The sequence below is a fragment of the Nostoc sp. FACHB-133 genome (assembly GCF_014698055.1).
In the GTDB taxonomy this organism is placed as follows: Bacteria; Cyanobacteriota; Cyanobacteriia; order Cyanobacteriales; family Nostocaceae; genus Nostoc.
Genome location: NZ_JACJSH010000109.1, coordinates 1 through 11,670 on the forward strand (window position 1 = coordinate 1; position 11,670 = coordinate 11,670).

Sequence of the window (11,670 nt, forward strand, 5' to 3'; positions counted from 1 at the left end):
GGTGAATACTATTTCTAAAAGTTGTTATGAATTTTAGAAAAACTGGCTAACTAAGAGGGTTTTAGCAATAACGTATTTGGCGAGCGTAACTCAAGATGCTTGCCTTAGCTGGGTTTCCAAAAAGTTCATAACACCCGTGCTTAGGATTCAACTTTTTTTACAAGCTTGCTTCATCAAGATCCGATTGTTTTTATACACCTCTAAAGTTCCAGACTGCGGGTTATCCAACGTGCCATCCCACACCCAATATTCATAAATTCCACTGCGAAACTTATACACTCGGACACCTTCTGTCGCTTGCCTAGTTCCTTTGCCCAAACTTAAATTACCGTTGGGACTGGTCGCGCGATAGAGCAATTCACCGGAATTATAATTCTGCCAAATATTGATTTCGTACCGACCCTGGCATTTTGTACTCAGGATGAGGCCAGCAGTAGAATCAGCAGAAGCTCTTAAGGAAAAATTAGCTAAGATACTGATTGACAGAGCAAGAAGTAACGCGGATGTTTTCATAAGTTTTGTAAAATTGATGAGTTTGACATTACTGCATTGCTGCTACAACTTCATCTGTAGAAAGGACTGCATTGGCGATATAGCCAAAGTTGATCAGTGCTGCCTTATAGCCGTCACCCAGTTGCGGATGCCGAGGGGCTGCTGTTGCATCTTTGACAACAAGAACCTCAAATCCCTGTTCGAGCAATTCGCGTAGGTGAGCTTCAACACAAAGATTTGCCAACATTCCAAGTATAATGACTTTGCTGATGTTGCGTTTACGCAGTTGCAAAACGAGGTCGTTAGTTTGCGGCCCATAGACTTTGTGAGGACTGGCCACAATCGTCTTCCCATCCTCAATGAAGGGCTTGTAGCGATCGAGCCAGTCAGCACCCGATCCCAAGAATCCATCAAGGCTCAACGCACCACGGCGATCGAACTCCTTAACCTCAAGCATCATTTGCTCTAGGTTGCCGGCAAATTTCCAATTATGGTCGGTGGGGTAGTAATAGTGAGGGGAAATAAAAACCTCGAATTCATTCTGCTTTGCGGCTTTGAAGATTCGCTCGATGTTCTCGACTGTATTGTTATCCTTAACACTCTCACCCACCAAATCCCAGGAAACCCCTTTTTCGCTCAAGACATCGTTTTGCGGATCGATGACGACTACTGCGGTGTCATTCTTGTTGATATTCATGGTTTTCTCCTTGCTTGTTGATTTTCACCGTTCTCTTTCTTAAAAACCATCTGCGATATGCAGCGACGCAGACTCGCTAACGCGACGCTATCAGTGGTGGATTCAAGCCCCGACTGATTGCAATTTTTAATTAATAATTTTTAATTTTTAATTGGAGCAAAGCGACTTGACACCACTGCCTAAATGCTGTTTCAAAAACGCCAATGTGCGATCGCGCGCTAATTCTGCGGCTTCTTGGCGATAAGCGGAACTACCCACGCGATTAAACCCATGACTCACTCCTTCATAGCGATAGATTGTTACCAGGGGGTTGTCTTTCATTCCTTGCTGAATGGACGCTTGAGCAGTTGGTGAAACAAACTCGTCATTTTCACCCAGATGTAATATCAGCGGTTTCTGAATCTTTGTCGCCTCTGCTAAATTCTTGTCAATGTCAACACCGTAGTAACTAACATTGGCATCTGAATCAGTACGTGTTGCCATGAAATATGCCAGTTTGCCGCCCAAACAAAAACCCACGCTGCCGACCTTGCCTGTGCTGCTGGGATACTGTCGCAGAAAAGATAGACTTGCCTTTAGGTCTTCTACGCCGCTATTCACATCAAATGCTTGGAGTAACTCAAAACCTTTAGTCCACTGATCCTTATCGTCAGCATCAAGTTGCACACCGGGTTCCAGCCGCCAATATAAATCTGGTACAAGCACCAAATAGCCGGACTTAGCATAATCATCGGCAATTTGACGCATATTAGTATTGACCCCAAGAATTTCTTGAATCAGCACAATCCCTGCATCAGGCTGAGTACTGGGTGTTGCTAGATAGGCGCTAAAACTCCCCCCAGACAAAGCTGGAATGGTTACATTTTTAGTTGTCATGGTGTCCTTTTTAACGATTTGCTATTTAGACTTTGACCAAATTAAACAATGTTGCTGAATGGAATGGCAATACTGCACGCTTTGTGCATTTTTAACTCGGCATTGGGTTTGGGTAAAAGGTTAAAGGGTAAAGGTTAAAGGTTTTTTCTTTCCCCTTTCCCCTTCCCCTTTTCCCCTTAACCGACAAGTATTGAATGGAATGGCATTAAGAAAAGCCCAAAGATTTATGGAGACTGGGGGCGTATTCTGAATGGGCTGCTGCCTCTCGTCAAAAAAGTGGAAGCAAAGCCTCAGAGAATGCTTTTCCAGCCTGGAGGCTTGTTCCAGTTGGGGCAAGGGCTGTATCTTAACTTAGTGCAATTCGCTCCTGAAAGTAGTCGCGCCAGCTTTCGGGTAAGACTTCAAGTTGAGCAGCTTGGTGAAGTAACTCTGGATTGTTCTGCTCACGAGTATAAAGCTGAGTGATATTAGCAACAGTAATATTGTTGCTATCCCGGCTCACCAACTCTAAAGTGTCTCCGGCTCCGACTTCGCCCTCTTGCAAAACACGAAAGTAAAATCCGGTTCGACGACTTGCAAGAAATCGTTTAATGATATCAGGTCGTCCAAACCGAATCCCCAGTTTGTAACAGGGTAAGCGAGGTTGTGTGACCATCAGTTTTACAGTGCCGATATGAAAGCGATCGCCAATGTTCACTTCCTCTTCTCTGAGTCCAGTGGTCGTAAAATTTTCACCAAAGATGCCTAGAGGCATTTCTATATCAGGCAATTCACCTCGCCAGTAATCGTAATGCTCGAACGGATAGACATACACTGCTTTATCTGCTCCTCCATGAACGGTTAGATCGGCTTGTCCATCACCGTCTAAATTGAGCGATCGCACCATGACGCGATCGCTAACTGGTTCTTTAAAAATTCCAGTGCTAACTATTTTCCCTTTCCAGGCCACTTCACGCGGCAGTCCGATGTTTACAGAGATGAGTTTCATGAGAAATTTAAATTGGATCAATAGTCAAGTATTTAAATTGAATCAAAAAATAAGTTAATTAAAGAAGTACTTGATGAATTAAAGGTGCAATGATAGCGATGTTCTTCACCAACTCATCGGAGAGAGAAAAGCGCTGTTTTAAGTAATTGGGATCGTTGTAACTCATCCACACCTTGCCGTCAGTCGCTTTCCATACCAGGACTTTCAGAGGTAAATCCAGAGCAATCGTTGGTTCTGCAACCATGAGGGGAGTTCCGGCTTTCGGGTTGCCAAACAGCAACAATTGCGTCGGAGGTAGGCTAAGTCCGGCTTTTTCGGCTTCAGCCTGTTGATCAATGCGGGCAAAAATGGTGATGCCTTTTGCTTGAAGGATGGCTGCAAAGCGATCAATAGTTTCGGTCACTGCATACGGGCTGATCTGGCTGATGATACCGTTGTTTGCATTCATAGCACTGGACTCCTTGCAGGATAAAAACTGTGTAATGTGGTCGTTGCTTTGGCTTCTCAAAGATTGAGGTCGGACAATCCGGGATAATCGCCAGGACGACGACCTAGTATCCAGTGATATTTGCGATCGCTCTCCTGAATTGGCAGGTCGTTGATGCTGGCTATACGCCATCGCATGAATCCATGTTCATCAAACTCCCAGTTTTCATTGCCATAAGAACGGAACCAGTTGCCGGAATCATCATGCCATTCGTAAGCAAATCGGACAGCAATTCGGTTGTCTTGAAAAGCCCAAAGCTCCTTGATTAGACGGTAGTCTCATTCTTTAAGCCACTTACGGGTCAAAAACTGAACAATCGCCTCACGACCAGATAAAAATTCTGAGCGGTTGCGCCAAACGCTATCCGATGTGTAAGCAAGTGCTATTAGTTCAGGGTTACGTGTGTTCCAAACATCCTCTGCGATTCTGACTTTTTGGATGGCGGATTCATGATCAAAAGGCGGCAGGGGTAGTCGAGGATTTTCGGCGTTGGTCATAGTATAGGAGTGTAAAATAGCGAGCGCCTCAGCATGATTGAATTAAAATTACAGCATAGTTCAATTTGGTAAAGACACAAACTAAGTCCCAAAGCCAGGTATAAACCCTGTTTTACTTTTGGATTCTGAATTCGGCTGTAAGTGCGTGGCGGCTGAATTACCTCGAAAGCAGTTAGATGCACCCGTCACAACTGCGATTTTTCCGTCTAGTAGTTCGCCAAGTGAACTTGGCGGGGTAAAGGGTAAGGGAGAAGGGGAAAGGGTTTAAATCTCTTACCCTTTCCTCAGTCCCCACAAGCACATTTTTGGGTTGCCAGACTACTAGTTTTTTCATGATGATTTCTTAGGATCGGACAGGGTGAACTCCACAGTTTCGCTAGTGATTACTTTGTGCATAGGGTCAGCTAGTTCAATCAGTACTTTGTGCGCGCCAGGTTCCAGCCCGACCAGGATGATCGTTTCCCCACTGGCATCGACAAAGTGCCACGGTGTATCGTCAACGGTGATGTGGATATGACCGATGCGCGGCGATACTTCGAGGGCACCTTTGCCGAACACTGGCAACACACGCAAATTCTCCGTCCGGTACTGGATAAAAACGCGACCCTGTGCCAGCGCTTCGGGAAGCGGTGGATCGACAATCAGCTTGGGTGGTGCTTCGTTTTCAATCGCAATCAACGGTGATGATCCAATAATGTCCCTAGCGCTCGGTGTGTGGGTGTTCATAGCAGGTAATTACCTGAGAGTATGTTTGTATTACGATCCATTTAAAGGTGAAACGGCGCAGAGTCATTGCTCCAGAGAAGCCGTTAACGTTTCTTTGACGCGAGTTCCCAGACCGCAGTTGCGAATGCTTTAGGATCTTCCTGGGGCAGGTTATGACCGACGTTTGGAATGACCCGATGCTGACGTTCGCCGCTAAACTTCGCTGCCGTCGATTTCCCATCGGTTGCTGGCACAACACCATCTGCGTCCCCGTCCAGCGTGATCGTCGGCACCGTAATGGTCGGTTGCGCGGCGAGTCGCTGCTCAAGTTCCTCATACATGGGATAGCCGGCAGCAGGTCCAAGGCGATGGCGGTAGGAATGAATAACGACCTCCACATAATCGGGGTTGTCGAAGGCGCTGGCGTGTTGATCGAGCGTTGCTTCGTCAAAGTGCCAGTTCGGCGAATTGCGAGTCCAGAGAATCCTTGCAATCTCACGTCTGTTAGCCGTCAATCCGGCGCGTCCGCGCTCGGTCTGGAAATAGTATTGGTACCAGATACCAGATTCGATCGCGGGTGAAAGTGGCAACCCTGCTTTAGCGATATCCTGGATCAGGTAGCTATTGACGGACACCAGACCTGTGCATCGTTCAGGCCAAAGAGCCGCAACAACACAAGCAGCTCGTCCACCCCAGTCATAGCCAGCAAGCACAGCACGGTTCAGCTGTAATGCATCCATCAAAGCGATCGCATCAACACCGATGGCGGCTTGCTGCCCGGAGCGTGGTGTGGCGCTGTCGAGAAAACGGGTTGATCCATGTCCTCGCAGGTAGGGAACAATCACCCGACATCCGCGTGCAGCAAGCATTGGTGCAACGTCAATGTAACTATCGATGGAATACGGGAACCCATGCAGCAGCAACACCGGAGATCCATCGCTCGGTCCTGCTTCGTAGTAACCGATGTCGAGGACACCCGCTTTGATCTGCTTGATGGGAGTAAACCTAAATTCAGATCGTTTGGGCTTGTAGAAGCTTGCGTGTGCGCTACCCATGAGTGCCATTTCCGTGAAAATGCTTGCTGCTGTCGTTCCCAAAAAGCGGCGGCGGTTGTGTTTAATTGCTTTGAGCATAGGGTTGACTCTTTAGATTGATTAATGAGGCGATTGCACAAAGCACAGTCGCTTTACCCTTTTCCCTACGTTAACTCGGTAAGCAGAAGAGCGATGAAAGAGCGTCTTTTCCTTTCCCCAAAAACATCGATCACATCCTATTGCAGATATTTCTTCAATTGGGCAGCAGCTTGAACAAACAGAGAGCGGACTTCTGGCAGTTCGGCTAAACCATTGAGCAATCCGAAGTCATGAATCATACCGTTGTACTGCACCGTTGTCACCTCGACCCCAGCTTCATCAAGCTTGCGTCCATAGGCTGTGCCCTCGTCATGCAAGATATCGCTCTCTGCAACCACAATTAATGCTGGAGGCAAGCCTTTGAGTTGCTCAACCGTCGCCTGTAGGGGAGAAGCATGGATGTCTTTGCGCTTTTCTGGGTCAGCGATGTACATATCATACATCCACTTCATCGTTGGTACAGTCAGAAAACGCTGATCGCCAAATTGGTGATAAGAATTCGTTTCAAAATCAGCATCGACGATCGGCCACATCAAGATTTGCAGCTTGATGTGTGGCCCTCCTTTTTCTTTCGCTTTCAAAGCAGTGACAGTTGTCATGTTGCCGCCGACACTGTTGCCAACGACTGCCAAATTCTTGCCATCCACCCCAATCTCCTCACCATGCTCGGCAACCCATTTGGTCGCAGCATAAATTTCATTGATTGCCTGTGGGTACTGAGCATCTGGCGTGCGAGTGTAGTTGACAAAGACACCTGCAAACCCTGAAAGCACAACCAGATCGCGAACCATGCGCTTGTGTGTTGGGTAATCACCCAGCACCCAACCACCACCATGAATAAAGATGAAAACAGGCAATGTGTCTTTGACCCCTTCAGGTCGTACAATATTGAGGGTAATTGAATAACCATCAGCAGTAATCGTCTTTTGGGACTCTTCAATGCCTGAAAGGTCTACTGAAACCGAAGCTTGTGCATCCGCAAGAACTTGACGTGCTTCGATTGGAGTGAGTTTCTCCAGCGCCACACCCCCTGAATTTAGCAATTTCAAAAATTCCTTTACTCCTTTGGAAAGACGTGGATCATCGGCAACTTCCAGAATTTTTGCTGTTTGCGAGTTTGCTTGAGCAACCATGACATTCTCCTTTAATAACTTGTAAACAATCTGTTGAGATGGCACTGTTAAGTTAATTGATTTAACACTGTTGCTTGATCAGTAGTAATTGTAGTAATAACAATCACTTTTTATTGACATCGTTTAAGAGCCAAAACTATTTGTTACTAGTGGTTAGCTTGGTGTTCTCTACAACGTGAGTCGTCAGAAAGCGGTGAATATGGTCTGCGATCACGTCTCCATCTTCTTCCAGAGCAAAGTGTCCTGTATCAAACAAATGAAACTCCAGGTTTTTTAAATCGCGTTTGTAGGCATAAGCTCCCTCGACTAAAAAGCCCTGGTCATTTTTGCCCCATACAATTAGCGTCGGTGGTTGATATTGGCGCAAGTAAGCTTGCCATTGTGGATATAACCGCACATTGGACTGATAGTCGTATTTTAATGCTAATTGAATATCTATATTGCCAGGGCGATCGAGGAGTGCCTGATCCAGAGTCCAAGTATCGGGACTGAGGTTTTCTATATTTCTAGCTCCACTAATATAATACCATCTTGTACCCTTGTTTGTCAAAGCCTGTCGCACGCGATCAGTATTTTCGAGTGTCTTATTCTGCCAAAAAGCGCGCATAGGCTCCCAGAAATCACTGAGTCCCTCCTCGTAGGCATTGCCATTTTGCACAATCAGCGTCTCAATCTGCTCAGGATGCTGCGTTGCCAGGCGATAGCCGATGGGAGCGCCATAATCCATCAGGTAAAGACTATAGCGGTTTAATCCGATCGCATCGACAAAGCCTGCCATCACTTCGGCAAGGCGATCAAAGGTATAATCAAACTCATCCACAGTTGGCATGGAACTATAGCCAAAACCAGGATAATCAGGTGCAATCAGATGGAATTGATCTGCCAACGCCGGGATTAGATTGCGGAACATGTGAGACGAGGTTGGAAAACCGTGCAATAGCAGAATCGTCGGATGATCGCGAGAACCAGCTTCACGGTAAAAGATATCTAAACCATCGATCGATACTGTGCGATAAGTGGTCATGCGTTTACTCTTTTGAATTCAAACCGTTCAACAGAATCAGAAATAGTTGATCTTGTTTATTAAAGTTTCTTGTCACTCTTTAGGAAGAGACCAGAGTTTGATGGTTTTGTCGGCACTGCTGCTGGCTATCATATTTCCATGCGGTCTGAAAACTACTGACCGCACGCCTCGCTCATGCCCGAGCAAATTCTCCAAGAGTTTGCCTTCAGGCAACCCCCATAACTTGATAGTGCTATCGTTACTACCACTAGCTAATCTCTTGCCATCGGGACTGAAAGCCACTGACCACACAACTCCATCATGTCCAATTAGGGAGTGCAATAATTTACCAGTCGGCATTTGCCAGAGTTTGACTGTCCGATCAGCACTGCCACTCGCTAAAGTCCGTCCATCAGGGCTAAAAGTCACTGAGCGCACGGCTTGTGAATGAGCATTCAGGGTTTTTAGAACAGCACCATCCATGAGCCGCCAAATTTTGAGTGTACCACCCTCATTGCCACTAGCTAAGGTCTGCCCATCTGGACTAAAAGCAACAGTTCTTACCCACTTTCCATCCAAGAACTGATGAACTTGTACGCCAGTCTGCACATTCCAGATGCGGATGGTTGTGTCAGCACTACCACTGGCTAACCACTTTCCGTTGGGGCTGATGGCAACGGCTTCTACATCATCTGAATGGCCATCTAGGGTACGAAGTAGTTGCCCCGTCTCTAAATTCCAGAGTTTAATCCGGTTATCCCAGCTGCCACTAGCGAGCAGCTGGCTATCTGGACTGATGGCAAGGCTTACCACTGCATCGCCATGTCCTTCTAAAGTATAGAGTAAGGTGTTACTAGTAGTCTGCCAACCCAAAAATGCTGGGTGAGGGCTGGGGAAAGGGGAAAGGGAAAAGGGTAAGGGATTTAAACCCTTTCCCCCTTCCCCCTTGCCCTTTACCCCGCCAAGTTCGCTTGGCGAACTACTAGGCAGATCCCAAATTTTAATTTTTTTATCGTAACTGCCACTGGCGAGGAAGCGTCCATCAGGGCTGATTGCGATCGCGTAAACCCAAGTTGAATTTCCTTGGAAAGAACGTAAGGGTTGAGTGGTTGCAACAGAGATAGTAGCAACACTAGCGTTTCGGAAGGAAGACAATAGGCTAGCACAACTGCTACTACCAACCAAGATCGTTAGGGTGCTGATTGCCAATGGTGCTGAAGATTTCCAAGTAATTTGTTTTGATCTCATAACAGTACATTCCTTGTGCGAGTGAGAGAATAATCTGACTTGCACCCACTGCGTAATGGTGTCGGAGACTAGCGGTACTAAGCAGTAATTTTTTCTGGAATTTGAGATGAGAAGGCTTTTCCTTTCGCTTTTTGTTGTTTATTCCGATGTTCAATCCAGCGTCGCATGAGAAATAAAAGGGTTGTCATGACAATTCCTACTAGCGCAATCGGGGTTAAATAGCTCCAATGCTCTAACATTTTGTCCCAAACGTGCCAAGTGAGCAGGAACATAGCTAAGTAAGTCAGGGTATGTAATCGCTTCCAATTTTTTTTCAGTCTTTTGACACTCCAGTCATTAGAAGTAATTGCCAATAGGGTAAAAATGATGAGGGTAGATACACCTTGGATATAAATCCAATAGGTATTGGGGTCTAAAAAATCAATATCTCTCTTTTTCACTAAGAGGAAACCGTGAAGCAAAGCCAAGCAGAAAGCCAGAATACCGATAAGTCGTCGATATTTTAACAGCCATTTGGGAAGATTCGCTTGTTTAGTTTGAGGAAAAATGATTCTGAGATTCGTGGGCATTAAGGTGAGAATATAAGCTCCTAAAGCTAGAAATCCCAGGCTGTTTTCTAACGGTGCTGTATCGATTGCTGCCATGACCAATCCTCCTTAATTTTTCACTAAAAGCCCTTACAAAGGTAGGTATTTTTTATTTTTTTAGAGAATTGGTTTAATACATCATTAGATCAGGTGAGAACTGATTGCAGCCGTGATGTGAGAAATTGATCGATATAGTTTGTGATCGCATCCCCATCCTCTTCCAGGGCAAAATGTCCAGTATCGAGTAAATGCAACTCAACGTCTTTCAAGTCACGCTGGTAGGGATAAGCACCGTCAGCAGGAAAGATGTAGTCATTCTTACCCCAAACAATCAGAGTTGGTGGCTGATATTTGCGAAAATACTCCTGCCATTGCGGATATAATGGTGGATTAGTGCCATAGCTATACAGCAGCGCCAGTTGAATCTCATCGTTTCCTGGGCGATCGAGGAAATGTTGATCGATAGTCCAGGTATCGGGGCTGATCGCTTCTAGATTGCGAACACCGTTGTTATATTGCCACTTCGTCGCTTCCAGGGTGACAAGATATTTGAGCTTTTCAGCATTCTCAGGCGATCGCTCTTGCCAGTATGCCTTAATTGGTTCCCAAAATTCGCGTAGACCTTCGTCGTAAGCATTGCCATTTTGAACAATCAGAGATTGCACGCGCTCTGGATATTTAGCGGCAATCCGATAGCCAATCGGCGCACCATAATCCATTACATAAAGGCTATACTTTTTGAGAGCGATCGCAGCAATGAATTTTTCCACAATCTCAGCCAAATTATCAAACGTGTAATCAAACTCATTTACACTTGGCGTGGAACTGTTGCCGTAGCCAGGATAATCAGGTGCAACGAGATGGAATTTATCAGCGAGGGCAGGTATGAGATTGCGGAACATATGAGAGGAAGTTGGAAAGCCGTGCAATAGCAAAATCGTTGGATTATCACGAGAACCAGCTTCACGGTAGAAAATGTCTAAACCATCGATCGAAACTGTGCGATATGTCGTCATGGGATTACTCCTTGTAAGTGATAAAAGTGACATGATGGCGTTTTACGACAGGTCGATCTATCTCACATCCTGACGATGGATCTGCTCCTGAAAGTAGTCCCGCCAGCTTTAACTCCTTTTGGACTTCAAATCTGTGCCATACCACCATCAACAAACAACTCAATGCCGTTCACAAAGCTGCTATCATCTGAAGCGAGAAAGACAACGGCTTTGGCAATTTCATCGGGTTTGCCGACTCGTCCCAGTGGGATGGTGCTGGTTTGGCTGTCCACAAAATCCTGCAACTGCTTGTCATTCAGTCCCAAATGATCGTAACCAGGAGTCGGAACCACACCAGGGCTAATGGCATTCACTCGGATCTTGCGTTCTCTGAGGTCGAGTATCCAATTCCGAGCAAACGATCTCACGGCGGCTTTGGTGGCGCTGTAAACACTGAAAGCTGGCGTACCTTTTATAGAAGCAGTCGAAGCATTCAGGATAATAGAAGCGCCCTCTGGTAACAGTGGCAGTGCCTTTTGTACGGTGAACAGCAAACCTTTGACGTTTATGTTGAATGTTTTGTTAAAGTGTTCCTCAGTGATTGCTCCAAGTGGGGCAATTTGTCCACCGCCAGCATTAGCGAAAATGATATCGAGGTATCCTTGCTCTTGCTTAATGGTGGCAAACAGACGATCTAGGTCTGCCAGATTAGAAACATCGCTCTGCATAGCCGTAACATTTTTACCAATGGCTTCCACAGCAGCATCCAGTTCGACTTGGCGACGACCTGTGATGTAGACATAGGCACCTTCAGCAACAAACTGTTTGG

General features: G+C 46.1%; 14 protein-coding genes and 1 pseudogene. 1 reads left to right on the forward strand and 14 read right to left on the reverse strand.

Features of this window, described 5'->3' with window-relative positions:
* Window positions 1-147: 147 nt before the first annotated feature.
* From H6G86_RS36350 to H6G86_RS36375, 6 genes and pseudogenes are all read right to left on the reverse strand, one after another.
* The gene (locus tag H6G86_RS36350) at window positions 148-513 is read right to left on the reverse strand and encodes a hypothetical protein (RefSeq protein ID WP_199338558.1); all 366 of its coding nucleotides are present in this window, start codon (window positions 511-513) and stop codon (window positions 148-150) included.
* Window positions 514-541: 28 nt separating this feature from the next.
* The gene (locus tag H6G86_RS36355; RefSeq protein WP_190938429.1) at window positions 542-1,189 is read right to left on the reverse strand and encodes a cysteine hydrolase family protein; all 648 of its coding nucleotides are present in this window, start codon (window positions 1,187-1,189) and stop codon (window positions 542-544) included.
* A gap of 147 nt (window positions 1,190-1,336) precedes the next feature.
* Window positions 1,337-2,065, reverse strand: coding sequence for a dienelactone hydrolase family protein (locus H6G86_RS36360; protein ID WP_190938430.1), 729 nt, complete (start codon window positions 2,063-2,065; stop codon window positions 1,337-1,339).
* A 346-nt stretch (window positions 2,066-2,411) separates the two neighbouring features.
* Complete coding sequence (locus H6G86_RS36365) at window positions 2,412-3,053, reverse strand: MOSC domain-containing protein (protein WP_190938431.1); 642 nt, start codon at window positions 3,051-3,053, stop codon at window positions 2,412-2,414.
* Between the two features lie 58 nt (window positions 3,054-3,111).
* Window positions 3,112-3,456 carry a DUF302 domain-containing protein gene (locus H6G86_RS36370; protein ID WP_199338559.1) on the reverse strand — a complete coding sequence of 115 codons (345 nt, stop codon included), beginning with the start codon at window positions 3,454-3,456 and terminating at the stop codon, window positions 3,112-3,114.
* Window positions 3,457-3,557: 101 nt separating this feature from the next.
* Window positions 3,558-4,037, reverse strand: a pseudogene (locus H6G86_RS36375) (nuclear transport factor 2 family protein).
* A gap of 118 nt (window positions 4,038-4,155) precedes the next feature.
* Here H6G86_RS36375 and H6G86_RS36380 point away from each other — a divergent pair.
* The gene (locus H6G86_RS36380; RefSeq protein WP_190938433.1) at window positions 4,156-4,305 is read left to right on the forward strand and encodes a hypothetical protein; all 150 of its coding nucleotides are present in this window, start codon (window positions 4,156-4,158) and stop codon (window positions 4,303-4,305) included.
* A gap of 62 nt (window positions 4,306-4,367) precedes the next feature.
* Here the strand turns inward: H6G86_RS36380 and H6G86_RS36385 are convergent, their stop codons facing one another.
* The 8 genes from H6G86_RS36385 to H6G86_RS36420 all read right to left on the reverse strand — a co-directional run.
* A complete protein-coding gene (locus H6G86_RS36385; protein WP_190938434.1) occupies window positions 4,368-4,763 on the reverse strand; it encodes a DUF6130 family protein in 396 nt (131 codons plus the stop codon).
* A gap of 83 nt (window positions 4,764-4,846) precedes the next feature.
* Window positions 4,847-5,875, reverse strand: coding sequence for an alpha/beta fold hydrolase (locus tag H6G86_RS36390; protein ID WP_190938435.1), 1,029 nt, complete (start codon window positions 5,873-5,875; stop codon window positions 4,847-4,849).
* Window positions 5,876-6,012: 137 nt separating this feature from the next.
* Complete coding sequence (locus H6G86_RS36395) at window positions 6,013-7,008, reverse strand: alpha/beta hydrolase (RefSeq protein WP_190938436.1); 996 nt, start codon at window positions 7,006-7,008, stop codon at window positions 6,013-6,015.
* Window positions 7,009-7,144: 136 nt separating this feature from the next.
* Window positions 7,145-8,032 (reverse strand): alpha/beta fold hydrolase, encoded by an 888-nt coding sequence (locus H6G86_RS36400; protein WP_190938437.1) that lies wholly within the window; start codon window positions 8,030-8,032, stop codon window positions 7,145-7,147.
* A gap of 72 nt (window positions 8,033-8,104) precedes the next feature.
* Window positions 8,105-9,259: a WD40 repeat domain-containing protein gene (locus H6G86_RS36405; RefSeq protein ID WP_190938438.1), complete on the reverse strand. Its 1,155-nt coding sequence runs from the start codon at window positions 9,257-9,259 to the stop codon at window positions 8,105-8,107.
* A 77-nt stretch (window positions 9,260-9,336) separates the two neighbouring features.
* The gene (locus tag H6G86_RS36410; protein ID WP_190938439.1) at window positions 9,337-9,903 is read right to left on the reverse strand and encodes a ferric reductase-like transmembrane domain-containing protein; all 567 of its coding nucleotides are present in this window, start codon (window positions 9,901-9,903) and stop codon (window positions 9,337-9,339) included.
* 89 nt (window positions 9,904-9,992) lie between these two features.
* A complete protein-coding gene (locus H6G86_RS36415) occupies window positions 9,993-10,862 on the reverse strand; it encodes an alpha/beta fold hydrolase (protein WP_190938440.1) in 870 nt (289 codons plus the stop codon).
* A 125-nt stretch (window positions 10,863-10,987) separates the two neighbouring features.
* On the reverse strand, window positions 10,988-11,670 hold a 683-nt coding region (locus tag H6G86_RS36420), incomplete at its 5' end, for an SDR family oxidoreductase (RefSeq protein WP_190938441.1).

What these genes read in the sequence shown, in the direction of transcription:
- H6G86_RS36360 (WP_190938430.1), bottom strand. Translation starts at nt 2,065, where the DNA reads ATGACAACTAAAAATGTAACCATTCCAGCTTTGTCTGGGGGGAGTTTT.
- H6G86_RS36385 (WP_190938434.1), bottom strand. Translation starts at nt 4,763, where the DNA reads ATGAACACCCACACACCGAGCGCTAGGGACATTATTGGATCATCACCG.
- H6G86_RS36355 (WP_190938429.1), bottom strand. Translation starts at nt 1,189, where the DNA reads ATGAATATCAACAAGAATGACACCGCAGTAGTCGTCATCGATCCGCAA.
- H6G86_RS36390 (WP_190938435.1), bottom strand. Translation starts at nt 5,875, where the DNA reads ATGCTCAAAGCAATTAAACACAACCGCCGCCGCTTTTTGGGAACGACA.
- H6G86_RS36400 (WP_190938437.1), bottom strand. Translation starts at nt 8,032, where the DNA reads ATGACCACTTATCGCACAGTATCGATCGATGGTTTAGATATCTTTTAC.
- H6G86_RS36395 (WP_190938436.1), bottom strand. Translation starts at nt 7,008, where the DNA reads ATGGTTGCTCAAGCAAACTCGCAAACAGCAAAAATTCTGGAAGTTGCC.
- H6G86_RS36405 (WP_190938438.1), bottom strand. Translation starts at nt 9,259, where the DNA reads ATGAGATCAAAACAAATTACTTGGAAATCTTCAGCACCATTGGCAATC.
- H6G86_RS36365 (WP_190938431.1), bottom strand. Translation starts at nt 3,053, where the DNA reads ATGAAACTCATCTCTGTAAACATCGGACTGCCGCGTGAAGTGGCCTGG.
- H6G86_RS36410 (WP_190938439.1), bottom strand. Translation starts at nt 9,903, where the DNA reads ATGGCAGCAATCGATACAGCACCGTTAGAAAACAGCCTGGGATTTCTA.
- H6G86_RS36415 (WP_190938440.1), bottom strand. Translation starts at nt 10,862, where the DNA reads ATGACGACATATCGCACAGTTTCGATCGATGGTTTAGACATTTTCTAC.
- H6G86_RS36350 (WP_199338558.1), bottom strand. Translation starts at nt 513, where the DNA reads ATGAAAACATCCGCGTTACTTCTTGCTCTGTCAATCAGTATCTTAGCT.